Below are 25,215 nucleotides of genomic sequence, written 5' to 3' on the forward strand. Positions count from 1 at the left end.
CCCACTGGGGTGAAGCCGAGCTACTTCACCTGTAATGCCAAATGCGAGGCCTCGTTAGCGCTCTGCGCAGCTTCGCAGAACCACGGCGACAACCCGCTCAATTGTCACCAAATCTACGACCAATGCATCGCGAACTGCTGATGTGCTGATGTGAAGACGTGGACGTGGCGAGCCCGCGCGGCGCTAGCTGTCGGGCCCGCCGCGGCCGCAGGAGTGGCCAGAGCCCTCAAGGAATCGGCGTGCAAGATGCTGGGTGATATCGCTCGACTTCGGGAGCAGACCCCTGGAAGTCCAGACATTTGCATCGCCGTCCTGGATGGGCAGGTGGACCGCTCGCACCCGGTCCTTCAAGGCAGCTCACTGCGCGCACTCTGGGCTCCGGGGGACGGAGCGCCCTCGGGGGGCTCGGCGGCGCATGGGACCGCCATCACCAGCATCATCTTCGGCCAGCCCGGCAGCGGGGTGGAGGGGGTGGCCCCCCGGTGTCAGGGGCTCCTCGTGCCTGTCTTCACCGACGACGAGGACGGAGAGGTGTCCCCGTGCTCTCAGATAGAGTTGGCCCGGGCAATTCTCCTGGCCGCGGAGGCGGGAGCCCAGGTCATCAACATCAGTGGAGGGGAATTCTCGCCTGACGGCGCCACCGATCCCCTCCTCGAGCGAGCCGTCGAGCAGTGCCGGCAACGCGGCATCTTGATCGTCGCGGCGGCGGGCAACGACGCATGTGCCTGCCTGCATGTCCCTGCGGCTCTCTCCTCGGTCCTCGCGGTGGGCGCGATGAGCCGCCGGGGCGTCCCGCTCGAGGCGAGCAACTGGGGCGCGGCCTACCAGGGCCATGGCATCCTCGCCCCGGGCGATGACATTCCCGTTGCCCTGCCAGGAGGGAAGAAAGGAGTGCGCAGTGGCACCAGCCTCGCCACGGCCCTTGTCTCCGGGGTGGCGGGCCTGCTCCTCAGCGTGCAGCGCTCCCAGGGCCTCACCCCGAATCCCGAAGCCGTCCGCCGGGCGCTCCTGGAGAGCGCCCATCCGTGCCCTCCCGAAGAGGGCACGGATTGCCGCCGTTATTTGACTGGGCGCCTGAATGTCGAAGGCGCCTTGCGCCACGTCCTGGGGCGTCGTCCGCCCCCTTCTCCCGCCAGCCACTCTCACTCGTACAAAGGATCCCCCATGTCTAAACGCGATCTGGACGCCGTGGACACCGCCTCCCTGGGCGACGCGATCCGGCATCCTGACCTGCCCGCCCCGTTTTCCCTTTCGCCCGAGTCGAGCCACAGCGAGCACGCTTCAGGCGCCGTGAGGCCGTCCACGTGCCACGAGTGCCGGGCGGAGCTCGATGCGAAGTCCGCGCCCCCAGCGGGTCCCCCGGCGGGCAAGGTGTATGCGCTGGGCACCGTGGGCATCGAGTTCAGCAGCGAGTCGCGCCGCACCTCGATTGCCCAGTCGATGAAGAACCAGGATCCGCACAACCTGGAGAGCTTCCTGGAGCACCTCGAGGCCAACGCGCATGTGGCGGAGTCCGTCATCTGGACCTTGAACATGGACGCCACGCCCATCTACGCCCTGTTGCCATTCGGTGCCTATGCCACCGACGTCTATGAGCGCCTGACGGAGTTCCTCCGGGACCAGGTCAACGGCAAGATCCACCGGGTCTCCATCCCCGGCCAGACGGCAGGAAAGACCGTGAAGCTCCAGTCCGGTCAGAACCTGCCCCTCCTGCTGCCCCAACTGCGCGGGATGTACAGCTGGACCACCGAGGCGCTGGTCGCCAAGGTCACCGGGCCGCAGCCCACGGACGAGGCGGGCAAGCAGCTCCACGAGCGCAAGCAGCAGCGGGTCTTCGACTTCCTGGAGCGGGTCTATTACGAGCTGCGCAACCTTGGCTTCACCTCGCAGGAGCGGGCCCTCAACTTCGCGGCGACGAATGCCTATCAGGCCGAGCAGGTGTATGCCCACGCCCTGCGCGAGGGCATGGAGCTGCACAAGATCGACGTGTTGAAGAGCCCCGTGGGGTTGCCGGGCTCGGATGCCTGGGACGTCAAGCTGACCTTCTTCCAGCCGGAGAAGCGCCTGGAGCGGGCCAACGTGGAGTACCGCTTCACCGTCGACGTGAGCGACGTCATTCCCGTGACCATCGGCCCCGTCCGCAAGTGGTCGGCGTACTGACCTGGGGGCTGCCTTGGGAGGGCGGACGTGACCATCGACGCCGATAGGGAGCATCGATACCGGCTGCCTTTCGCGAAGGTGCGTGCGGCGGTGGGGGCGGAGGGCCTCAGCGTCGCCATGAGCACCAAGCTGTCCGCTGGCCGGATCGACCGCAATCGCTATGGTGTCATTCTCGCCGGAGCCCAGGCCTTCGACGCGCTGAACGCGGGCCTCCTCGACATCTGCCGGGACCTGGGCCTGCCTGCCGCCGCCTTCGCGACAGTCGAACGGCTGCGCGCGGAGTACCGCGTCACCTTCGTCGGCGCGGCGGAGGACGGGGAGACGCTCGCCTACCGGCTGTATTTCGGGTTCCAGGAGGGGCAGTCCCCCCTGAGCTTCGCGCTGGACTGGACTGTCTCGGGCGAGGCGTTCGCCCTGAGGGAGTACCATCGACGCGATCCGCTCTCGCCGGAGGAGGCCCGCCGGCTGATTCGCGAGAGCCTCGGCTGCTCCGTCGCGGAGCACGAAGGGGCGCCCGTGTCTCACGAGGCCCTCGTCGAGGCGTTCTTCCGGCTCCTGCAGCGGGGGGCCTACCCGGATACATACGAGGTGAAGGAGGAGGGTAGCTCCCGGCGCTCCATCGATTTCAGCGCGTTCGGGGGCCACTCGCCCGGCGAGAAGGTTTTGCTGTTCTCCGATGTCGGGGAGGAGGTCGCCGCCCTCGCGGAGGAGCTGTCCGTCCCTCGGGACGCCTATGCCGCGTGGTACGCGTCGGCCCGGGGCGAGTACTGCGGACGCGTGGCCATCGGCAGCGGTCGCCGCGGCCAGCCCTTCGTCACCCTGTATGGCGGGCCTCGGATGGAGCCCGTCTATACGCGCCCCTCTTCGGGGGACGTCGTGGACGCGCTGCGCGCCCGCCTTGGCGGCGCGCTCGCGGAGTCGCCGCGCTCGGCCGAGGATTTCCGAGAGGACTTCGGCAGGAGGGTGCGGAAAACGCCGCACGTCATCGTCAAGCCTGCCGACGAGCAGGACGTCCTCCACGCCTTCGACGTGGCCGGAGCGCACCAGGTCCCGCTGGCCATCCGTGGCAGCGGGCACTCCTCGAATGCGCAGACCCTGGTGGACGGAGGCGTTGTCCTGTCCATGGGGCTGGAGGCGCCGCGGATCGAGGTGCTGAAGGAGGGGCGGGTTCGAGTCAGCGCCGGCGCGCGCTGGGGCGACGTCCAACGCGCGCTGGAGCGGCAGGGTCGCTCCATGGCGGTGCTGCCGGATTACCTGTCGCTGACGGTCGGCGGGACGTTGTCTGCGGGAGGCTACGGGCCGTGGTCGATCTCCCACGGTGGCCAGATCGATCAGGTGGTGCGCCTGCGCCTGGCCATGCCCAGTGGGCAGGCCGTCTGGTGCGCTCGGGACGAGCACCCCGAGCTGTTCAGGTTCACGCTCTCGGGGCAGGGGCAACTCGGGGCCATCACCGAGGTCATCCTCCGGACAGTGCCCCACCGGCCGTTCACCTTGCTGCGTAGCTGCCTCTATCCACGCGTCGAGGACCTGCTGCGCACCCTCGCCAGCCTGCGAGACAGCGCGGAGGGGCCCGACGTCTTCTGCGGTTCCCTGTCCAGGAACGTGTTCCAGTGCATGCTGGGGTTTTCGTCCGTGGAGCCTCCTCGCCTCACGGATGCGCGGCTCGACGGCCTGGGGGTGGGGGCGGCCCATGTCAGCGACACGGCGGGCAAGGACTTTCCGTGGTGGCTCTACGAGCAGCGTGAGCGCTGGGTCGGTGAGTTCCCCGGCTGGAAGCGGCTCTGGTCGGACTACGCCTTCGAGTGGAGTGCGTTCTGTTCGTTCATGGAGTTCTTCCAGCAGGAGCTCCAGTCCGGTGAGGGCTCTGAGTACCTGGCGGTCGCGTATCTGCTGACCATCCGTCCCCCCGACGACAAGTTCTCCTTCGCGTTCGAGCCGGTGCCCCCTTCGCCGCCGAAGCTCCTCTACACCGTCGGCCTCTATTACATGGTGCCGCGGGACCGACCTGCGGCGGAAGCGCAGGTGGCCCGTCAGCTGAGCAAGGCGCTCGAGCGTTGCATCACCCTGGGCGGGCGGCCCTATCTCCACGGCGCCCACGCCATCTCGGGGGACCAGGCGCGCTCCCTCTATGGCGGGGCGATGGACGAGCTCGCGGAGCTCAAGCGGCGCTGCGACCCCAAGGGGGTGCTGAGGAACAGTCCGTTCGGCTCGGTCGAAAGTCTGGCGTTGCCCCCTCAAAGCCAGGAGGGCACGCGGCGCTCACCTGCCAGGGCCGCCGCTGCGTCGACCGCCGCCCCGGAGGCGCTGGAGCAGGTGTATGTCCTGGGGAGCCTGGGCTACGACTTCGAGAGCGAGGCCCCGAAGCGCTCCCTGGTCCAGGCGGGACTCTCTCATCCGGAAGACACCGGTCAGCTCCTCTCGTACCTCGACAGCCATCCGGAGGCGGTGGACTCCCTCGTCTGGACGGTGTGCCGCGAGAAGACCCCCATCTATGCGCTCGCGCCTCGGGGCGCCTTTGCCCGGGAAATTCACGACCGCCTGCGCGAGCTGTTGCGGCGGCAGTTGAACGGCGCGGTGTCGCGGGTGGCGGTGCCGGGATGGATTGTCGGCGAAGCCCCGTGGGATTCTCCCCGCAAGGTGCCGCTCCTCGTGCCGGCGCTGCGCGGGCTGGACGGCTGGCCGATGGACGTGCTGAAGCCATCCGTCATTGGCGACGTCGAGAGCTTCCTCGCGCGCGTCCACCACGAACTGCAGAACCCGGGCCGGAGCGCTCGAGATCGCGCCCTGAACTTCGCGGCCATGCACCTCGTTCGACTCGGGCAGGTCTTTGGCCAGGCGCTCGAGGATGGGCTGGCATTCGGGGACCTCCGGGTCGAGGCGAGCCCGCTCCAGCAGGTAGTGGGGGACCACTGGGATGTCATCCTGACGTTCTTCCATCCCACGAAGAGAATCGCCCACGCGCGTCGGGTCTCCCGACTCACCGTCGACGTGAGCGACGTGGTCCCTACCGCTGTCGGGCAGGTTCGTTCGTATCACGTCTATTGAGAAGCCCCTCATCCTCATCCTCGCCCTGTCTGACATGTCGGCGCCAGGGATTGACGTGTCAGAACTGAGGCGAGACGCGTCAGGCCCCAGCGCAGGACTGCCTTGGGACTGGGGCTTCACGACGCAGCGCCCTCTCAGAGGCGTCCACGCCGCGGGTGGCACAACGCTTGTAGTGGTTGCCGCGTGGGCGCTGGCCCATTGGGGTTCACAATCCCAACCACATCCTTATCCGGAGGTCGCATGTTCAATCCCACGCCGATGCAGAAGCAGGTGTTTGCCCTCTCGTGGCTGGCGAGCCAAGCCACCGTGGGCAACCTGGTTGGTCCCTGGAGCCAGAGTGACCTGCAGGCGCAGATCAACAGCCTGAATGCTCCCTTCTCGAATTGGAGAGTGGTGTGGGGCCCGTATTACACCCTGGACGGCCCGTTCCCCCCTCAGGTGAGCAACGCGATGTTCGTCGCGCAGCAGGTGGGAAATCACGGCAATCTTCTTCCGGTCTACGTGGTGGCCGTGGCTGGGACCAATGCGCTGTCGACCTACGACGCGGAGACCGAGGACCTCGACATCGATCCGACGGAGTGGAAGCGCTCGGGCAATGCGCCCTCGCAGATGCAGGTGACGACGGGCGATATGGACGGCCTTACGAGGCTCCTCGGAATGCAGTGGCCTTTCCATGACATCCAGTCCTACCTGGGGGGACTCAAGGGAAAAGAGTCCATCACGCTCTGGTTCACCGGGCACAGCCTGGGCGGAGCCCTCTCCCCGATGCTGATGCTCGCGCTCATGGATCCGGACTCGCTGCTGGACACGAAGGACACGAACCTGAGCCTGTGGCGGCAGGTGAACCTGCTGGCGACAGCGGGCCCGTCGATTGGCAATGCGGCGTTCCTTGAGCACTTCAAGAGCGTGTTCAGTGCCGACAATGCCCTGGCCACCTTCGTCTGGAATGCCAAGGACGTGGTGCCGCACTCCTGGGACAAGGACACGATGAAGGCGCTGACGAACCCGGGCAACATCTATGGTCTCGACGTCGTGGCCAATGATCCCGTCGGGCAGTTGATCGGCGCTCAGCAGCAGAGCGCCGCGAATCAAAATTACGTGCAGTTCGAGCCGACCCCCGCGTTCGACGGCCCGCTGGCGCCCTACACCGACAGCAAGAACACCGGCGTGCCCTGGACCCCGGATTCGCAGTTCCTGGCGCAGCTCGGCTACCAACACCTCAATGCCTACGTCCTCGCGTTCGGGGCCGACCACGAATGGTTCCCGCAGGGCAAGCCCCCGCAGGGATGCAGGTGGTTCCCGCTGAGCAACCCCTGTGACGATCCCAAGAGTGCCCAGATGGCCGTCAAGGCGCTGAGCGGAAAGTAATACGCGTACAGGGGTTGAAACAGGAGGGTGGCGGGGGGCTATCGGTCCCCGCCACCGCGTCCGGCTTGGACGCGGCGTCTGTCTATTCTGCCGAGGGGAGGCCCACCACGGCGAGCCAATGCGCGATGCCGAGGCCCGCTCACAGGGGCTGCCCATTGGCAGCGGGTGGGCGTCAGACGCCAATGCGTGGGCAGACGTCGCGGATGATGCACGTCTCGCACTTCGGCTTCTTCGCGGTACAGGTGTAGCGGCCATGGAGGACGGTCGCCGGACCGAAAAAGGTCCACTCCTCCTGAGGCAGCAGCGCCATCAGGTCCTCTTCAATCGCCTCGGGCTTCTCTTTCTTCGTCAGGCCCAGGCGCTGGCTGACGCGCGCCACGTGTGTGTCGACGATGATGCCGGAGGGGAGGTTGAAGGCGGTGTTGAGGACGACGTTGGCCGTCTTCCTCGCCACGCCGGGAAGCGTCACCAACGCGTCGATGGTGCGGGGCACCTCACCGCCGAACTTATCGAGGAGCGCGCGGCTCATGGCCTGCACGGACTTCGTCTTCTGCTTGAAGAAGCCGGTGGGCTTGAGGTCCTCCTCCAGCGCGGCGGTGTCCGCGTCGGCGAATGCCCGTGGACCGGGGTACTTGGGAAAGACAGTGGCGGTGACGCGGTTGACGCGCTCGTCGGTGCACTGCGCGGCCAGGATGGTGGCGACGAGCAGCTCGAAGGGTGTGGACCAGTTGAGTTCGTAGCGCGCATCCGGATGGGCTTCCCGGAGGCGCTCGAGGAAGAGGGCGGCTTTCTCGGCGGGATTCATGGTGGCGTGAGTGAGCGCCACCCTACCTGGAGCGTCTGACAGGAGCCACGGTGTATTCGGGTGCCGTGCCTGGCGGGCTGCCCGAGCGCCCTCGACGACCGGGTCAGGACGCGACGCAACTGGCGAACTCGCCCGGCGTGAAGGTGCGGAGCGTGCCCAGGCCCATCGGCTGAACGGTGCAGTCCGCGCTCCGGTACGCGATGACCTGCTGGACGTTGCTCCATCCCACGAGCGAGGCGGCTTCGTCGGGGGGCGGCGAGCAGCTCCCATCCGGGGGGCGCGACCGGTGTCGTGAAGTTCCGGGAGTAGACTCGGTATCCCGGGCGAGTGTGGGTGTTGGCCTTCCTTGCGGCTGCGCTACGGCGCGACCAGCAGGTCAATGAAGCGCCGCACCTTGGCTGGCAGGTGACGCTTGCTCGGGTAGAACGCCATGATGCGGACGACCTCCGTCTCACATGACGGCAGCAGCGCCTTGAGCCGTCCACGCGCCAGGTCCTCGCCGACCAGGAAGGCGGGAAGAAAGGCGATGCCCAGTCCGGCGACCGCCGCGTCCCGGAGGGCCTCGCCACTGTCGAGCCGAAGGCGGCTTCGTCCCTCCACCGTCACATAGGCGCCCCCCTTCGGGCGCAGTCGCCAGCGCTGCCGGCGCGACCGGCTGCTGAAGAGCAGGCAATCATGCGTCGCGAGCTCCTCCAGCGTCTGGGGTTCGCCGCGCGCGGCCAGGTAGGAGGGGGCGGCGCAGACGAACACCCGATGCTGCGCCACGAGCCGGGACACCAGTCGCGTGTCGGTGCTGGTCACATTGATGCGCACGGCCAGGTCGTAGCCCTCCTCGATGATGTCCGCGACGCGATCGGTGAAGCTCACCTCCACCTGCACGTCAGGCCAGGTCTGCAGATATTTCTTCAGCACGGGCAGGACATGCAGTCTGCCGAATGCGTCGGGCACGGTGATTCGCAAGACGCCCCGGGGCGTGCCCGTGCGATCTCCAACGCTGGCTTCCGCTTCATCCAACGCCGCCAGGACCTGCTGGCAATGCTCATGGAAGACACGGCCATCGTCGGTGAGGCTCACGTGGCGCGTCGTGCGATTGAGCAGGCGCACCCCGAGCCGTGATTCCAGCCGGGCCAGGGCCTTGCCCGCCGCGGAGCGCGTCAGCCCGATGGCCCGGCCACCGCCGACGAAGCTGCCCGCGTCCACGACGGCCATGAAGGCGAAGATCTCATCCAGGTGGGCGCGTTTCATGGCGGACGCTCGATTGTAGCCCTCGGGTCGCTGGAGTGGGGAACGCCGTTCGTCAGTGGGCTCGGTATACGCATCCGGCAATCGCTCCTTTCCTCAACCCCGCCATTTGGAGAGCACCCATGCCTGTCACGCTGATGAACCCCGAAGGAATGATGAAGCCCGACGTGTACCGACAGGTGGCGATCGCCACTGGCAGCCGGCAGGTGCACATCGCAGGGCAGGTCGCGTACGACGCGGATGGGCAGCTCATCGCGCGCGGGGACCTGGCTGGACAGGTGGCCCAGGCCTACCGCAACGTCGCCATCGCACTCGCGGCGGCCGGGGCGACGTTCAACGACGTCGTTCGACTGACGATTTACGTGGTCGATTGGAAGCTCGAGAACATGCCTGCCTTCCAGGCCGGAATCGAGCAGGCCGCCAAGGAGTTCGGCGTCGTGCCGGCACCCGCCTCGCTGATTGGCGTCTCCGTGCTCTTCGAGCCGGGCGTCCTCGTCGAGATTGAAGCCACCGCGGTCGTGGACTGACCCGCGCACGAGCGCCGCACGCCGTCGCCCCCGGACGTCACCCGCCTCGGGGCGCCAGTTGCTGGAGCAGCCGCACTGTCTCCGGCGCGGCCAGCGCGGGCGCATACGCCGTGAGCGCGACCCCGGACACCACGCGGGTGATGTTGTGGTCCACCTTGCCAGCCTGGGACCAGACGGCCCCGGGAGGCGCGGTGATGTACGCGGAGAAGGTGTGGTGGCCGGTGCCGGGCCGCTCGCCAATGACGTGGATGAGGGCCCGGTGCCGGGCCGTGTCCTCCAGGCCCGCGTACAGCGCCTCGCCCACGCGGTACCCCGCGCGCACGCGCCCGGACGTGAGCACCAGGTGCTCCGGCGCGGGCTGGTACCCCGCGGCAATCAGCGCCGCGCGCAGCGCCTCCAGATAGGGCGCGAGCTGTCCCTCGTCCATGATGGCCAGCGCGTTGAGCCCGTCGGACACCATCAACTGCACGTCATACCGTCCCGCGTGCCGTGTCCTCAGCGCGCGCACGGTCTCCAGGGACGCGGCGTCGAGCTGCTCGCCTGTCTCCGGGTGGAGGATGTACTCCGTCCGGTCCTGCGACTTCGACACCAGACGGACGCCCTCCGGCACGGTGGTGATGAACGTGGGTGTCAGCTCCGTCCACAGGCTCTTCTTCGAGTCCGCATAGACACGGCGCAGCTCCGCGTCCAGCGTGGGTTCCAGGTCCCACGGGTGCGCGCCGTGTCCACGCGCCATGGGCACGCCGCGCGCGCGAATCGCGGACAGCTGCTGCTCCGCGTCCGCCCGGATGTCCGCCTCTGGCCGGGTGTCACCCTTCGCGCGCAGGTACTGGAGGTAGACCCAGACGGGATCTCCGAAGTGCGAGGTGGGTTTCCCCTGTGCGTCGATGACGCCCAGGCGCTGGAAGAAGGCCCACATCCGGTCATCCACCTTGTAGCCGAACTGCTCGCGGATGCGGACGTGGTCCTGGAACCCGGTGGTGAGGTAGCCCAGCATCGGGTCGTTCTTCGTGGGCAGCGCCATGAGGTACGCCGGGTTCGCCGGCATGATGCGCTCGATGCACCAGTCCAGGTCGTCCAGTGACACGTCCATGTGCAGCGTGGAGCAGATGTCCAGGCCAATGGTGAGCCCGTGCAGCTTGCCCATGGCGATGTCTTCCAGGCAGCAGCGCACCAACTGCTCGCGGGTGCGAAACACCTCCGGCCCGATGAAGCCCGCCACGTCGTTGAGGTGCACCCACGGCGCCGCGCCGTGTCTCGCCCGGGACACCCGTTGGGACAGGGCCCTCGCGAAGCCGTACTTGCGCGACTCATGGAGGACCATGTCGTAGCCATGGCCGTGGCCGTTGGTGAAGTCCGCGCCCTGGCCCGTCTCGAAGTAGAGCCCGTAGGGGCCGGTGCGCTCGTCCGCATAGGCGAGCATCTTCTCCACGGAGATGTCGAAGGTCGCGTTGGCGCTGTCGCTGCCAGCGATGCTCTGGAACCAGACGCCCGTGGTGCCGGGCTGCCGCCGCTCCACCGCCGCCTGCACGTCGATATGGGACAGCACGCAGTGGGGCAGCACGTCCGTCAGCCCGAAGGTCACCAGCACCTCGAGCAGCGCGGACTCGATGGCGGCCACGGACTCCGGCGAGGAGGACACCGGGTTGCACCCGAGCACCACGTCTCCCACCGCGTACGAGAAGCCGTCGAACACCTGCCAGCGGATGTCGTCCACGTTGTCGGTGGGCGAGTTGGGCTGGATGCGCGCTCCCATGTAGCCGCGCGCGCCCACCTTGCTGCCCGGCAGCGGGTTGAACACCTTTCTTCCCAGCGCGATGAGCTCCGCGTCGCTCATCAACTTGACGACGCAGCCAATGGCGTCGCTGCCCAGCCCGGAGTTGATGGCATGAATGGCGGCCTCATCGGACTCCAGCAGGAAGCGCCGCAGCCGTCCCAGCGTCCAGTCCGCCGTCTGCGCCGTCGCCTGCGGGTCCTCGGCCTCCAGGCTCAGCGCGTGCAACGCGTCCTGCTGCAGCGGGTGTCGCCGCACGTCCGCCAGCCGCGTGTGCCCCAAGAGCCTGCGCGCGTTCGCACGCGAGTGCTCATCCGCGGCGGCGACGCCCACCAGCGAGTCGCCTTCCTTGAAGGTGTTGGCCGCGCCCAGCACCTGCTTGTAGAGCGTTTCGTCGAAGCCGCCCCGGAGCCGCTGGACGTAGCCGAAGACGTCCTCACCCGGCTTCACGTCGGGGATGTAGACGCCCTCCGGCGGGGGCGTGGGTGACGGATTTCGCAGGCAGCCCAGGACGGAGACGGCCGCGCCTCCGACCATCGCGGTCAGCACGGCGCGCCGGTGCAGCAGGAACCTCGGGTCCAGGTGCATGGTTCTCCCTCGCTCAGGACTCGCCTGGCGGCAGGGAACACCCGTCATCCCGCCGCGCACAAGCAGGGCGCTGGCGCCGCCGCGTGTCGCTGTAGGGCGCCCAACGGAGCGCTCCGGCTGGGGTCTGAGCATTCCCGCGAGGTTTGGACAATTGGCCCTCGTGCGGGCTGCGCGCGCATCCCTGGACGGACGCTGCCGCTGCGCCTAGGGTCCGCGCGCATCCACTTCTCTCCTCCCGAGTGAGAACACCATGGTCTCGGACATCTTCAATCCGGCGCGCTGGAAGGCCGTCGAGGGCTTCAAGTTCAAGGACATCACCTTCCACCGCGCGGTGGACCAGGGCACGGTCCGCATTGCGTTCAACCGCCCGGAGGTCCGCAACGCCTTCCGGCCCCGCACCGTGGACGAGCTGTCCCGGGCGCTGGAGGCCACGCGCTTCATGACGGACGTGGGGTGCGTGCTGATTACCGGCAACGGGCCGTCGCCCAAGGATGGCGGCTGGGCCTTCTGCTCCGGTGGTGACCAGCGCATCCGCGGCAAGGATGGCTACAAGTACGAAGGCGAGGAGGGCGAGTCCGACCCCGCGCGCCTGGGCCGGCTCCACATCCTGGAGGTCCAGCGGCAGATTCGTTTCCTGCCCAAGGCCGTCATCGCAGTGGTGCCGGGCTGGGCGGTGGGCGGTGGGCACAGCCTCCACGTCGTCTGTGACATGACCATCGCCAGCAAGGAGCACGCGGTGTTCAAGCAGACGGACGCGGACGTGGCGTCCTTCGACGCGGGCTACGGTTCGGCGCTGCTGGCGCGGCAGATTGGCCAGAAGCGGGCGCGGGAGATCTTCTTCGTGGGGGCCAACTACTCGGCGGAGGAGGCCTTCCAGATGGGCATGGTCAACGCCGTGGTGCCCCACGCGCAACTGGAGGAGTTCGCGTTGGACTGGGCCGCGGAGATCAACACGAAGAGCCCCACGGCCATCAAGATGCTGAAGTACGCGTTCAACCTGCCCGACGACGGACTGGTGGGCCAGCAGCTCTTCGCGGGCGAGGCCACGCGCCTGGCCTACGGCACCGACGAGGCGCAGGAAGGCCGCGACGCCTTCGTCCAGAAGCGCAAGCGCGACTTCAAGCGCTTCCCCTGGTCCTACTGAAACGGCGGACGCTGAAGCGGCGCGGCCGCCCTGGGAATACCCATCCAGGGTGATGGTCGGTGGAAGGGGCCTCGTGGTCGAATAGGCTTCACGGAATGCGAACCTGCCTGCTCCGATGGCTTCCAGTGCTCGCCGTGCTTTGGCTGGGGTGTTCCACCTCGGTCAAGCCGCCCATACAGCAGGCATGGGACGACGCGGAGCTGGAGTGTTCGACTCCGCACGAGGACACTTGTGTCTCCCTGCTGTGTCTGGGTGACGCCTGCGGTTTCTACCGCTGCGCGGACCTGCCTGGAGAGGTGGAGCTGGCGCGCTTCCCGCCCGCTCGGCCACCCGCTGCTGCCGCGGCACCGGGCCGAGGCCCTCGCCGGAACTGGGGCATCGGGCAGCAGTTGCCTCGGGGCGCTGTCATGGTGTTCCCCAACTGGGGTGGTGCGCCTGAGCGAGTCATCCCGCCATCACATCGGCTGTCGCCCGGGCGCTGGGAGAAGCACCACATTTTTCCCCAGGCCGAGGACCTCGCCGGCTGGTTCGTGCAGCAAGGCGTCAAAATTCACGACTACACCATGCCGATACCGAGAGACCTCCATCTCAGGATTCATCAGGGAGGCAATCGGGGTGGCGCGTGGAATCAGGCGTGGCGCGACTTCAGGGGCCGTAACCCAAGCGCGTCGCCTGAAGAGATCTTCAAGCACGCAGGGGAGCTCATCTATCGCTTCCAGCTCATGGGCGGACCCATCCGGCCCTATTATTCTCGGCCTGGAACGTGAGGATGCATGCCCCGTTACTTCTGGCTCCTGGAGGACTGGACGGCGTTGGCCGCTTACAAAGGGGACTTCAATGCCGCGCACAAATGGAGTCTGCCTGGGTTGGCGAAGTGCCCCGGCTGTCGTGTGACCTGGGCCTCTACCGGCCATAATTACCCTGCTGTCGAGCTGTCAGCGCTGCCAGAGCAGGACGCGTTCCTGAAGGCCAGGCCCGAGCCATTCACCGAGTTCGTGCGTCTCCGGGAATTGGTTCGCCCTCTGGCCCCTCCAGGTGTCGCCCTGCCTCCTGGTACGGCGTTCGGCCCATTGGTGGGCACCGCTCGTGGCGATCTGGGGCCACTGACGTGGCAGGGAAGCTATCTGCTGTTGCTTCGCCGAGACGCCTTCGAAGGGCTCCACGCCGAAGGTGTTCTAGGGCTCGCGAGCCGGAAGGCTGAACTGCGCTTCCGTCAGAAGTCACCGCCCGAATACCTGGAGCCTCAAGTCGAACTGCGAGGACAGCTGCACCCGGACTGCTATCCGCCGGAGCTGCCTCCACCGTGTGACACCTGTGGCCGGTTCAAGCTCACGCTGCCGGACGCCCCCATCCTCGACGCGGCCTCGCTGCCCACGGACCGGGACCTCTTCCGCGTGGGCAACTTCGCGACCGTGATGGTGGGCACCGAGCGCTTCAAGGACGCCGTGCAGCGCCTGGGCCTGGAGGGCATCACCTTCCGCGAGCTCCCCACCCGCTAAGCTGGCGTCAGGCGCCGCCCACGATGTCCACGATGACGGCGTAGTGCACGCCCGCCGCGGCCACGACGAGCAGGTGGAAGATTTCGTGGTAGCCGAAGACGGTGGGAATCGGGTCGGGCCAGCGGCGCGCATAGATGACCGCGCCCACGGCGTAGAGCATGCCGCCCAGCACGAGCCACGCGACGCGCCCGGAGCCAATCACCTCCGGGAGTCGCAGCATCACCGGCGCGGCCACGGCGCCCAGCGCGACGTAGAGCGCGGAGCGCATCCCCCGCGAGGTGTGCACCCCCAGGAGCGTGAGGCCCGCGCCCGTCAGCGCGGCGATCCACATCAGCCAGAGGAGATACCGGCTGGTGTCACCCGTGGTGTCCAGCGTGGCCATGGGGGTGAATGAGCCCGCGATGAGGATGTAGATGGCCGCGTGGTCGAAGCGCTGGATGCGCCGGTACGCAGCCATGCCCCAGGTGAAGCGGTGGTAGGTGGCGCTCACGCCGAACATCAGCACCAGGCTGCCGCCGAACACGAGGTCGGCCACATACTGGGGGCCTCGCGCCGGCAGCAGCGCCAGCTGGATGCACCCGACCAGCGCCGCCACGAAGGCCACGGCGTGGGAGACGCCTCGCAGCCGGGGCTTGACGCTCTCGATGAGGAGCAGGGTATCGGTGCCATCTCGGGACGCCATGAACTGCTCGTAATCATCGCAGGTCATCACCGCGTCAGCGTGCGGGACATCCCGTCCACCTTCTGACGCCCGGACCGCCCGAGCGTCCAGCACCGCGCGATGGAATCGCTTGCGGGTATCGAGGTCCGGGAAGCGCGGATGGACGTGATCGAACAGCCGACCCTCGCGGAACGCCCCGTGGCTCCTCCGCGGTGGTATGGCGCACTGTCCCCCAGCGGTGCGTCGGGAGGCGCGAGGCCGACATGAAACCTCACATGCTGACCTTCTTTTGCGAGCTGGAGGCGGAGCCTCTGCGCGAGCTGTTCGCCACGCCTGGCGTCGTGGAGGACCTGGCGGCGCTGGAGGCCGGGGTGAGCCTGGGACTGCTCGACCTGGGGCCGGAGCGGGCCCAGGTGGTCCAGCGGCTGAACCGGGTGGGCATTCCCGTCACGGCGTGGCTGCTGCTGCCCACCGACGAGGGCTACTGGTTCCATGCAGGCAACGTGGCGCAGGCCACGGCGCGCTACGAGGCCTTCCAGGCCTGGACAGCCGAGCACGGCTTGACGTGGGAGGGCGTGGGGCTGGACATCGAGCCGGACATCCGCGAGCTGCGGCGGTGGATGGAGGGCGGGTGGCGGCAGCTGGGCGAAATCCTGCCCAGGCTCGTGCAGGGGCGCCGCGTCCGAGATGCGCGGGCAGGGTACGCGCGGCTGATGGAGCGCATCCGCGCGAACGGTCACCGGGTGGATGTCTACCAGTTCCCCATCATCGTGGACGAGCGGGAGTCCCGCTCCACGCTGGTGCAGCGGCTGGTGGGGGTGCTCGACCTGCCGGCGGACCGCGAGGTCCTCATGCTCTACACCAGCTTCCTGCGGCCCTACGGCCCCTCCGTGCTCTGGAGCTACGGGTCCGGAAGTCAGTCCCTGGCGGTGGGCGTCACGGGCGGCGGGGTGGAACTCCCCGGCGCCTTCGCCGCGAAGCCCCTGGATTGGACGGAGTTCTCGCGCGACCTGCGTCTGGCGGTGCGCTGGTCGCATGACCTCCACGTCTTCAGCCTGGAGGGCTGCGTCCAACAGGGCTTCCTGAACCGGCTCCGCGCCTTCGACTGGGATGCGCCCATCACCCCGCCAGCGACCGCGGCGCGCCGCGTGGATGCCGTGAGGCGCGCGGCCCGGCTGCTCCTCCGCACGAGCGCCTGGGTCCTTCGTTGAAGGACGGACGGGCGGACAGCCCGGTAGGCGCCGTGCGTCATCGCTGTGTCGTGGCGCATCGCGATTGACGCTTGGGGAGGGCGGGGGTGTCATGCGCCCCGGCCACCTCCACCCGATGCCCGGCGTCCCTTCCGGGCTGGGAGCCTCATGTCCGCTCTTCGCATGACGTCCAAGCTGCTCGGCGCGCTGCTGCTGTCCGCGAGCACGCTCCACGCGGCACCCTCATGGGCCGCCGCGCCCGCCTCCACGCCCGTCGCCGTGCCCAACGGGAACTTCGAGATTGCGGGAGGCTCCGGCTCGCTCCCCGCCTTCTGGAAGGCTCGAGGCCAGGGGAAGGCGTCCGGCAGCGCCGCTGCGAAGGTGGAGGGCGCTCGCGGGCTGGCCATCGAAAACCCGTTGGGCGGCGCCGAAACGACGGTGGAGTCCGAGGCGATGAAGCTCCAGGTGGGCCAGCTCTACCGGCTCAGCGCCTGGGTCCGCACCCGAGGCGTCCAGGCGGACCCGCAGGCGCGCTACCCCACGGCGCACGGCGCCTGCCTGTCGATGAAGAGCTTCCCCTTCACCAACTGCTCGCCCGCGCCCGCGACGGAGGCGGGCGGCCGCGCGTCGGTGCTCTTCTTCGCCACCCAGTCCTCGGACCGGGTGCAGCTCCACCTGGGCCGCAACGGCAAGGCCACGGGCACCGCCTGGTTCGACGACGTCCGCATGGAGAAGGTGGACGACATCACCGCGTACATCCCGCTGGAGTCGGTGCGCTGGGCCGGCAAGGGCTTCCGCTATGACGAGGGCGGGTGGATCTACGTCCACATCGAGGGCGAGCCCTACGAGCGGGGCCACCAGTTCGGCCGGCTGGTGCCACGGGAAATCGTCCGCTACATGGAGAAGCTCGGCATCGAGAAGGACAAGACGGACGCCTCCAAGGGGTGGAACCACCGGCGGCTGCTCGCGGACGCGCTCTTCCTGCGCAAGTACGACACGGAGTTCCTGGAGGAGATGAAGGGCATCGCGGACGGCGCCAACCAGGCGGGCGCGAAGTTCAAGGACCGCGACCTGGACCTGCTGGACATCGTCACGCTCAACTCCGCCGTGGATGCGGGGCAGCTCGCCGAAGCGAACCGGGCCACGGGCACGCCGCTCACCGGCCGCACCTTCCTCAAGGCGGAGGAGGACGCGGAGCGGGCGGGGAAGGGGGACCACTGCTCCTCCTTCGTGGCCACCCAATCCGCCACCCCGGATGGCCGCGCCATCATGGGGCAGATCTTCATGTGGGGCGGCTACACGGGCGTCCACTGGGACGTGGTGCTGGACGTGAAGCCCACCAAGGGCCACCGCTTCGTGATGCAGACCTTCCCCGGGGGCATCCACAGCGGCGCGGACTGGTACGTCAACGCCGCCGGCATCGTCATTGGCGAGACGACGGTGGGGCAGTCGCCGTTCGACATGAACGGCACGCCCCAGAGCAACCGCATCCGCAAGGCGGCGCAGTACGCGTCGTCCATCGACGACGTCGCCCGCATCATGAAGGATGGCAACAACGGCCTCTACACCAACGACTGGACGCTGGCGGACACGAAGACGGACGAGGGTGCGTGTCTGTTGCTGGGCACGAAGAAGACGCGCCTGTGGCGCACCGGCGGCAAGGGGCAGGCCGGGGACACGCCGGGCAACCTCAAGGACTTCATCTGGGCCAACAACAACAACCGGGACTTGGAGGTGCGCAAGGAGTACGTGCCCAACCCGGACAACGCCCCGGTGGACCTGGCCTTCAACACCTGGAACCGCGACATCGCCTTCCAGGAGTACTACGCGAAGCACGGCAAGAAGGGCTTCGACCTGGACACCGCCATCCGGATGCTGGCCTCCAGCCCCATCAACCGGCCGCACGCGTGTGATGGCAAGGTCACCACGTCGGAGATGGCCCAGAAGCTGATGTTCCTGGCCCACTACGGCAAGACGACGCTGCGCGAGAAGATGGTGGGAGGCCGGTGGATTCCCGACCTGCCCGGCGCCACGCCGCACCTGTCGCTGGGCTATACGGCCTTCAGCCCCGTCGTCGTCGCGGAGAAGCTGGAGGCCGCTCGCAAGGGCTGGACGCCTCCCGCCGAGCCCGCCGCGCTCAAGCGCGACGTGTCGAAGGTGAAGGACGCGTTCGTCTTCGGCAAGCCCCTGCTGTGGGCCAACACCGTGTTCCCCGCGACGGATGGGGAGAACTGGCTGGTCAGCGGCACCGCCGCGTACTGGAAGCTGCTCAAGGACCTGCCGGCCGGCGCGGACACGTCCGACAAGGCCTTCGAATACCAGCGCGACGCGCTGGCCGACCTCAACGCGCGCTACCTCTTCACCACCTCGCGCGAGGCGGACGTGGTGCCCGCCGCCGCGAAGACGGACTACGGCCGCTACGGCGCCTACATGCTGCCGCGCATCAAGGGCACCTTCCTGCTGCACCAACTGCGGCTGCTGCTGGGCAACGCCCCCTTCTCCAAGGCGATGAATGCCCTGCACGGCCGCTACGCCAACAAGAACGTCACCACCGCGGACTTCAAGCGCGCGGTGCTGGAGGCCACCGGCCGGGACGTGGGCCTCATCGTGTCGCAGTGGGTGGAGCAGGCGGGGCTGCCGCAGCCGCGCATCCGCGCCAGCGCCGCGCAGGTGAAGGACGGCTACGAGGTGACGCTGAAGGTGGAGCAGCCCGGCTCGCGACCCTGGCACTTCGTCACGCAGGTGGAGGTGCGCACCGCGAAGGGCGCCACGCTGGAGCGCGTGGAGGTGAAGGGCCTCAACGAGACCTTCACCTTCCGCACGGCGGAGCCGCCCGTCCGCGTGGTGTTCAACGCCGGCAATGACATTCCAGTTCCGCGCGAGCACCACCAGACGCTGTCGAACCAGCTCGACGCCTGGGAGAAGCTGCTCCTGGTGCACGGCACGGCGCGCCAGACGGAGTCCATGCGCACGCTGGCGCTGGGCTACCGCGAGGTGCTGGCGGACGCGTTCGTGGAGTACCTGATGCCCATCAAGCCGGACGCCGAGGTGACGGACGCGGAGCTGGCGGACCGGGACCTGGTCCTCTTCGGCGGCGCGGAGGACAACGCGCTGCTGGCGCGGCTGGCGGCCGAGAAGCAGCTCCCCGTGGAGCTGGGGCGGCGCTACTTCCGCTGGCAGGGCAAGACGTACGGCCGCCCGGATGAGGGCCTGGCCGTGGCGCTGCCGAACCCCTGGAACCCGAAGCGGTCGATGTACCTGTTCGTGTCCAACAGTGGACTTCAGCTCTGGCACATGACGCGCGCCTACCAGCGCGGCCTGCCGGGCTGGGCCCTGTTCCGCGGCGCCGAGGTGAGCGCCAAGGGCTTCCACGACGTGGACGCGCTGGCCCAGGACGTCGCGGTGGCGCCCACCACGCCCGCGCCCGTACCGGCGCCCGTGCTGGGTCAGCCGCAGCGTTAGCGCACGCCGCCAGGGGCCCCACCGCGCGGAAGGTGCGGGCGGGGCCCGCTCCATGGAATAGGGTACGCGCCCGGATGTTCTTCCTGCCTGCCCGGAGGGACGACGACCCCCCGCGTCTGGCAGCATCCGCCGCCCCTCACTTCTCTCGGAGCCGCATTGAGCCCCCTGAAGACCTTCTCCCGCCGTGCCTGGTCCCGCAGCGCCCTGGGCACCCTGCTCCTCACCGGCTGTGCCACCACGCAGCAGCCGCCCCCTGCCGATGATGCGCCGCCTCCGGCCGTGCCCGCCGCCCAGGCCGCCTCCACGCAGGCCGTGCGTTCGCTGGGCGTGGAGCTGAAGCACCTGGACCGCGGCGTCCGGCCGCAGGACGACTTCTATACCTTCGTCAACGGCAACTGGCTGAAGACGACGTCCATCCCCGCGGACCGCGCCCGGTACGGCACCTTCATCGAGATGGCGGACAAGGCCGAGCTGGCCATGCGCGCCATCATCGAGGAGTCCGCCGCCGCGAAGGAGCGCCACCCCGGCTCCAACGCGCAGAAGGTGGGGGACCTCTACAACAGCTTCATGGACACCCAGCACATCGAGTCGCTGGGCCTGAAGCCCGTGAGCGACGAGCTGGAGCGCGTGAAGGCCGTGAAGCGCGCGGACGCGCTGCCGGAGCTGTTCGCGACGCTGCTGCGCGAAGGCGTGCCGGCGCCGTTCGGCATCTACGTGGGCCAGGACCAGAAGCAGGCCACGCGTTACACCGTCTACGCCACGCAGCTGGGCCTGGGCCTGCCGGACCGGGACTACTACACCAAGCAGGAGCCGCGCTTCGTCGAGGTCCGCGCCGCGTACGTGGCCTACCTCGAGAAGCTGCTCACGCTGGCCGGTGAGAAGAACGCGAAGAAGGCCGCCCAGGATGTCATGGCGTTCGAGACGGCGCTGGCCGCGAAGCAGTGGGACCGGGCGCGCAACCGCGACCGCGAGAAGACGTACAACCCCAAGACGGTCGCGGAGCTGGACGCGCTGACGCCGGGCTTCTCCTGGGACCGCTTCCTCAAGGCTTCCGGCGCGGAGGCCACGCCCTCCGTCGTCGTCCGTCAGCCGGACTACCTGCAGGCGCTGGGCGGGCTGCTGAAGTCCACGCCGCTGCCGGTCATCAAGCAGTACCTGGCGTTGAAGGTGCTGGACACCCGCGCGCCGCTGCTCAGCAGCGCCTTCGAGCAGGCGCACTTCGAGTTCCGCGGCAAGACGCTCCAGGGCCTGGAGGAGAACCGCCCGCGTTGGAAGCGCGGCGTGGCCCAGGTGAACGAAGTCGTCGGCGAGGCCGTGGGCCAGCTCTACGTGGAGCGCCACTTCAGCCCCGACTCCAAGAAGCGCATGCAGGAGCTGGTGGCCAACCTGCGCGAGGCCTTCCGCAAGGGCATCGACGGCCTGGACTGGATGAGCCCCGCCACCAAGGCGCAGGCCCAGGCCAAGCTGGAGAAGTTCGGCGTGAAGATTGGCTACCCGGACAAGTGGCGGGACTACTCCTCGTTGGACATCGTCGCCGGTGATTTGGTGGGCAACGTCCGCCGGGGCGAGCTGTTCGAGCACCAGCGCGCGGTGGGCAAGCTGGGCAAGCCCATTGACCGCGAGGAGTGGGGCATGACGCCGCAGACGGTGAACGCCTACTACAGCTCCACGATGAACGAGATTGTCTTCCCGGCCGCCATCCTCCAGCCGCCGTTCTTCAACCCGGAGGCGGACGACGCGACGAACTACGGCGCCATTGGCGGCGTCATCGGCCACGAGTTCAGCCACGGCTTCGACGACCAGGGCAGCCGCTCCGACGGCGACGGCAACCTGCGCGACTGGTGGACGCCCGAGGACAAGACGGGCTTCGAGCAGCGCACCAACATGCTGGTGGAGCAGTACAGCGGCTTCAGCCCGCTGGAGGCCATGAGCGTCAACGGCAAGCTCACGCTGGGGGAGAACATCGGCGACCTGAGCGGCCTCACCGTGGCGTACCAGGCCTACAAGCTGTCCACCCAGGGCCAGACGCCGCCCGTCATCGACGGCTTCACGGGCGACCAGCGCTTCTTCCTGGGCTGGGGGCAGATCTGGCGCGGCCTGTACCGGGACGATGCCATGCGGCAGATGCTGCTGACGGACCCCCACTCGCCGCCGCAGTACCGCGTCAACGGCGTGGTCCGGAACATGCCGGAGTTCTACGAGGCCTTCGGCGTGAAGCAGGGCGACGGCAACTGGCTGCCGTCCGAGCAGCGCGTCAAGATCTGGTAGCCCGGCGATAGGGGGCCGTTGGACAGCGGCCACGGACTGTCTAGGCTGGAGGCGTGAACGCTCTCGCCGTCCGGCTCGTCTGTGGCCTGCTGTTCGCCGTCCTGGTGTCAGGGGCCATCGTGAAGCCCCCTGACAACCTCACGCAGGGGTTGGGCATGCTGCTCCCCGCCACCATGCTGCTGGGCGTGGCCCTCAAGGGGCCGCGCCGCTCCATCATCCCGAAGCGGCGCGCCCCGCCCGCGGCTCCCACGGCAGGGGAGCCGCCTCGGCCCTGAGCGTCAGGGGGCTCCCGCTCAGGCCTTCTTCGCCGCCGACGGCTTGTTGATGTTGGCGAAGAAGTCGTTGCCCTTGTCGTCCACGACGATGAAGGCCGGGAAGTCCACCACTTCAATCTTCCAGACGGCCTCCATGCCCAGCTCGGCGTACTCGAGCACCTCCACCTTCGTGATGCAGTCCTTGGCCAGCCGCGCCGCCGGGCCGCCGATGGAGCCCAGGTAGAAGCCACCGTGCTTCTTGCAAGCCTCGGTGACGGCGGGGGAGCGGTTGCCCTTGGCCAGCATCACGAAGCTGCCGCCTGCGGCCTGGAACTGGTCCACGTACGCGTCCATGCGGCCAGCCGTCGTCGGGCCGAAGGAGCCGGAGGCATAGCCCTCCGGCGTCTTCGCGGGGCCCGCGTAGTAGACCATATAGTCCTTGAGGTACTGGGGCATGCCGTCGCCAGCGTCCAGGCGCTCCTTGATTTTCGCGTGGGCGATGTCGCGCGCCACCACCAGCGGGCCGCTGAGCATCAGGCGCGTCTTGATGGGGTAGCGCGACAGCTCCGCGCGAATCTCGCTCATGGGTCGGTTGAGGTCGATCTTCACCACCTCGCCGCCGAGCTGGTTGTCCGTCGTCTCGGGCAGGTACTTCGCCGGGTCGGCCTCCAACTGCTCCAGGAAGATGCCGTCCTTCGTGATCTTCCCCAGAATCTGCCGGTCCGCCGAGCACGACACCGCGATGGCCACCGGGCAGGACGCGCCGTGGCGGGGCAGGCGGATGACGCGCACGTCATGGCAGAAGTACTTGCCGCCGAACTGCGCGCCAATGCCGGTGCGCTGCGTGAGCTTGAGGATCTCCTGCTCCAGCGCCACGTCGCGGAAGCCGCGGCCCAGGTTGTTGCCCTCGGTGGGGAGCGAATCCAGGTAGCGCGCGGAGGCATACTTGGCCGTCTTCAGCGCGTACTCGGCCGAGGTGCCGCCCACGACGATGGCCAGGTGGTACGGCGGACAGGCCGCGGTGCCCAGCGCGCGAACCTTCGCGTCCACGAAGCTCAGCAGGCTCTGCGGGTTGAGCAGCGCCTTCGTCTCCTGGAACAGGTAGCTCTTGTTGGCGGAGCCGCCGCCCTTCGCCATGAAGAGGAACTTGTAGGCGTCGCCGTCCGTCGCGTAGAGCTCGATCTGCGCGGGCAGGTTGTTGCCGGTGTTGACCTCCTTGTACATGTCCAGCGGCGCCATCTGGGAGTAGCGCAGGTTCGACGTCTGGTACGTGTCGAACACGCCGCGGGAGATGGCCTCCTCGTCATTGCCACCGGTGATGACGTACTGGCCCTTCTTGCCCATGACGATGGCGGTGCCCGTGTCCTGGCAGGAGGGCAGCACGCCGCCGGCGGCGATGTTGGCGTTCTTCAGCAGCTCCAGCGCCACGAAGCGGTCGTTCGACGACGCCTCGGGGTCCTCGAGGATGTGGGAGAGCTGCTTCAGGTGTCCGGGGCGCAGCAGGTGCGCGATGTCGCGCATGGCCTCGCGGGTGAGCAGGGTGAGCGCCTCGGGCGCGACCTGGAGGAAGGTGCGACCGCCGGCTTCGAAGGTGGAGACGTGGTCCTTGGAGAGCAGCCGGTATGGCGTCTCGTCCTTGCCCAGCGGCAGCATGTCCTGGAACTGGAAGTCGGTCATACCCGTAGGCGTAGCGCCAATGCGGCCCTCGTGGGTAGCTGGAACGCGCGGCGCGAGAAACCTCGCCGCATGGGAGCTACAAGTCCCTTCACTCCTGAAACAGCCTGATACCTGGACAGGGGAGGGAAGGCGGCCGAGGGTTGGCTGGCCGTCAGCCGGGGTGGCGGACAACTCGCGGAGCCGCCAGGTTGTGCGATGCTGTGAGCCCCCGTGGCCGCCATCTCCGCTCAAGTCCCCCTTCTGGTTTTCATGGCCCTGCTCGCCACCTCCGCGCGCGCGGCGGAGCCTTCCGCCGTTGAGCAGCGGGCGCGCGAGGACCTGGACCGGCAGCTCCAGGAACTGGTGAAGACGCCGCCGCCGGAGATCGTCATCTCCTTTGAGGGCCTTCCCGGAGCGGGCACGTCGCGGGGCTACAAGCTGGTGGAGGCGGACTTCCTCGTCAACGGCCAGCCCCTGGCCATCCCCGGCCTGGACAAGCTCAACGGCCCCGGGGTGCACCGGCTCGCGATGCTCACCGTGGAGGAGGGCTCCTACACCCTCGTCTCGCACGTCACCTACGCCAACGAGTCCTGGAACCTCTTCAGCGAGGAGAGCGGCTTCCTCTGGAAGCTGACGGCGTCGGTGACGGTGCAGGTGCAGCGCGGCCTTCGGGCGCGGGTGCGGGTGCTCCCCGCCATCAACCCCACCGCGCCGGATCCCCGGCTGAAGCTGAAGCTGTCCCATGACGTGAAGGCGGAGATGACGGCCGCCATGGCGGACGTGGCCATTCCCGATGTTCCGGACGCGGGTGTACCAGTGGCGCGGGCGCCCGCGACACCACCCCCTCAGCCCGTGACGGCCCCCATCTCACCGACGCCGCCCGTTCCCGCGCCGGTGAAGACGGTGGAGGCGCCGGAGCAGGGGCCGGTGGCGCCCGCGAAGCTGTTGCTGAAGGTGATGGCGGGGAAGCGGCCCGTCGCGGCCACCGTGTACGTGAAGTCCGCCTCGGGGGCGCCGCGGCGGGTGATGGTGGACCGCAAGGCGCGCAAGCCGGAGGAAATCATGTTGCCGCCTGGGGAGTACCGGCTGGACGTCCTGTCCCAGGGCTACCTGGCGCAGACGCGAAAGGTGACGCTCTCCCGGGAGGCGGTGCCCACGGTGTCCTTCACCCTGGCGAAGGCGCCGGTGAAGAAGTCCCAGAAGGTGCGCCTGAAGAAGGACGTGGTGGAGTTGCCGCGCGCGCCGCGCTTCGCGGAGAAGCAGGCCGCGCCGCGCAAGGGAACGACCGCGGGGCTGGCCCTGCTGATGGACATGTTCGTGCGGGACGAGAAGCTCCGGCTCCGCATCGAAGGGCACACCGACAACCGCGAACGCCCCGCGGCCGCCGCCCGCAAGACGCTGTCCGAGGCGCGCGCCGACGCCGTGGCCAAGGCCCTGGTCGCCGAGGGCCTGGAGGCGTCGCGCATCGAAACCCTGGGTCTGGGCGACACCCGGCCCAAGGCGCCGAACCTGCTGCCCCGCGGGCGCGAGCTGAACCGCCGCGTGGAGTTCGTGCTGCTGAGCAAGGAGTAG

General features: G+C 68.5%; 18 protein-coding genes. 12 read left to right on the forward strand and 6 right to left on the reverse strand.

Annotation, left to right across the window (positions count from 1 at the left end; genetic code table 11):
- Positions 1-246 precede the first annotated feature (246 nt).
- The 3 genes from KGD87_RS04880 (at position 247) to KGD87_RS04890 (ending at position 6,573) form a co-directional block, all read left to right on the forward strand.
- Positions 247-2,160 carry a PatA/PatG family cyanobactin maturation protease gene (locus tag KGD87_RS04880; protein WP_284666363.1) on the forward strand — a complete coding sequence of 638 codons (1,914 nt, stop codon included), beginning with the start codon at positions 247-249 and terminating at the stop codon, positions 2,158-2,160.
- A gap of 27 nt (positions 2,161-2,187) precedes the next feature.
- Positions 2,188-5,205 carry an FAD-binding protein gene (locus KGD87_RS04885; RefSeq protein WP_284666364.1) on the forward strand — a complete coding sequence of 1,006 codons (3,018 nt, stop codon included), beginning with the start codon at positions 2,188-2,190 and terminating at the stop codon, positions 5,203-5,205.
- Positions 5,206-5,445: 240 nt separating this feature from the next.
- Positions 5,446-6,573, forward strand: coding sequence for a lipase family protein (locus KGD87_RS04890; protein WP_284666365.1), 1,128 nt, complete (start codon positions 5,446-5,448; stop codon positions 6,571-6,573).
- 172 nt (positions 6,574-6,745) lie between these two features.
- On the opposite strand, the gene nth is transcribed toward KGD87_RS04890, so the two are convergent.
- From nth to KGD87_RS04905, 3 genes are all read right to left on the reverse strand, one after another.
- Positions 6,746-7,378 carry an endonuclease III gene (nth, locus tag KGD87_RS04895; RefSeq protein WP_284666366.1) on the reverse strand — a complete coding sequence of 211 codons (633 nt, stop codon included), beginning with the start codon at positions 7,376-7,378 and terminating at the stop codon, positions 6,746-6,748.
- A 103-nt stretch (positions 7,379-7,481) separates the two neighbouring features.
- Positions 7,482-7,607, reverse strand: coding sequence for a hypothetical protein (locus KGD87_RS04900; protein ID WP_284666367.1), 126 nt, complete (start codon positions 7,605-7,607; stop codon positions 7,482-7,484).
- Between the two features lie 128 nt (positions 7,608-7,735).
- Positions 7,736-8,623, reverse strand: a complete 888-nt coding sequence (locus tag KGD87_RS04905; protein ID WP_284666368.1) for a LysR family transcriptional regulator — start codon at positions 8,621-8,623, stop codon at positions 7,736-7,738.
- Positions 8,624-8,742: 119 nt separating this feature from the next.
- Between KGD87_RS04905 and KGD87_RS04910 the strand changes: the two genes are divergently transcribed.
- Positions 8,743-9,147: a RidA family protein gene (locus KGD87_RS04910; RefSeq protein WP_284666369.1), complete on the forward strand. Its 405-nt coding sequence runs from the start codon at positions 8,743-8,745 to the stop codon at positions 9,145-9,147.
- A 37-nt stretch (positions 9,148-9,184) separates the two neighbouring features.
- Here KGD87_RS04910 and eutB read toward each other — a convergent pair whose 3' ends face one another.
- On the reverse strand, positions 9,185-11,509 hold the full coding sequence (eutB, locus tag KGD87_RS04915; protein WP_284666370.1) for an ethanolamine ammonia-lyase subunit EutB: 2,325 nt from the start codon (positions 11,507-11,509) through the stop codon (positions 9,185-9,187).
- Positions 11,510-11,759: 250 nt separating this feature from the next.
- Between eutB and KGD87_RS04920 the strand changes: the two genes are divergently transcribed.
- From KGD87_RS04920 to sitI6, 3 genes are all read left to right on the forward strand, one after another.
- A complete protein-coding gene (locus tag KGD87_RS04920) occupies positions 11,760-12,653 on the forward strand; it encodes a 1,4-dihydroxy-2-naphthoyl-CoA synthase (protein ID WP_191265260.1) in 894 nt (297 codons plus the stop codon).
- A 95-nt stretch (positions 12,654-12,748) separates the two neighbouring features.
- Positions 12,749-13,420, forward strand: a complete 672-nt coding sequence (sitA6, locus tag KGD87_RS04925) for a SitA6 family polymorphic toxin lipoprotein (protein ID WP_284666371.1) — start codon at positions 12,749-12,751, stop codon at positions 13,418-13,420.
- Between the two features lie 6 nt (positions 13,421-13,426).
- A complete protein-coding gene (sitI6, locus tag KGD87_RS04930) occupies positions 13,427-14,152 on the forward strand; it encodes a SitI6 family double-CXXCG motif immunity protein (RefSeq protein ID WP_284666372.1) in 726 nt (241 codons plus the stop codon).
- A 7-nt stretch (positions 14,153-14,159) separates the two neighbouring features.
- Here the strand turns inward: sitI6 and trhA are convergent, their stop codons facing one another.
- Positions 14,160-14,834 carry a PAQR family membrane homeostasis protein TrhA gene (trhA, locus tag KGD87_RS04935; RefSeq protein WP_284666373.1) on the reverse strand — a complete coding sequence of 225 codons (675 nt, stop codon included), beginning with the start codon at positions 14,832-14,834 and terminating at the stop codon, positions 14,160-14,162.
- Positions 14,835-15,025: 191 nt separating this feature from the next.
- Here trhA and KGD87_RS04940 point away from each other — a divergent pair, with 191 nt between their 5' ends.
- From KGD87_RS04940 to KGD87_RS04955, 4 genes are all read left to right on the forward strand, one after another.
- Positions 15,026-16,024: a hypothetical protein gene (locus KGD87_RS04940; RefSeq protein ID WP_502888004.1), complete on the forward strand. Its 999-nt coding sequence runs from the start codon at positions 15,026-15,028 to the stop codon at positions 16,022-16,024.
- A gap of 147 nt (positions 16,025-16,171) precedes the next feature.
- Complete coding sequence (locus KGD87_RS04945) at positions 16,172-19,465, forward strand: C45 family autoproteolytic acyltransferase/hydrolase (RefSeq protein ID WP_284666375.1); 3,294 nt, start codon at positions 16,172-16,174, stop codon at positions 19,463-19,465.
- Positions 19,466-19,621: 156 nt separating this feature from the next.
- The gene (locus KGD87_RS04950) at positions 19,622-21,733 is read left to right on the forward strand and encodes a M13 family metallopeptidase (RefSeq protein ID WP_284666376.1); all 2,112 of its coding nucleotides are present in this window, start codon (positions 19,622-19,624) and stop codon (positions 21,731-21,733) included.
- Between the two features lie 53 nt (positions 21,734-21,786).
- On the forward strand, positions 21,787-22,008 hold the full coding sequence (locus KGD87_RS04955; RefSeq protein WP_163786277.1) for a hypothetical protein: 222 nt from the start codon (positions 21,787-21,789) through the stop codon (positions 22,006-22,008).
- A gap of 18 nt (positions 22,009-22,026) precedes the next feature.
- Here the strand turns inward: KGD87_RS04955 and KGD87_RS04960 are convergent, their stop codons facing one another.
- Positions 22,027-23,664 (reverse strand): fumarate hydratase, encoded by a 1,638-nt coding sequence (locus KGD87_RS04960; protein ID WP_284666377.1) that lies wholly within the window; start codon positions 23,662-23,664, stop codon positions 22,027-22,029.
- Positions 23,665-23,913: 249 nt separating this feature from the next.
- On the opposite strand from KGD87_RS04960, the gene KGD87_RS04965 reads away from it, so the two are divergent.
- The gene (locus tag KGD87_RS04965) at positions 23,914-25,215 is read left to right on the forward strand and encodes an OmpA family protein (protein WP_284666378.1); all 1,302 of its coding nucleotides are present in this window, start codon (positions 23,914-23,916) and stop codon (positions 25,213-25,215) included.

It is taken from the genome of Myxococcus sp. SDU36, assembly GCF_030168875.1.
GTDB classification, from domain to species: domain Bacteria; phylum Myxococcota; class Myxococcia; order Myxococcales; family Myxococcaceae; genus Myxococcus; species Myxococcus vastator.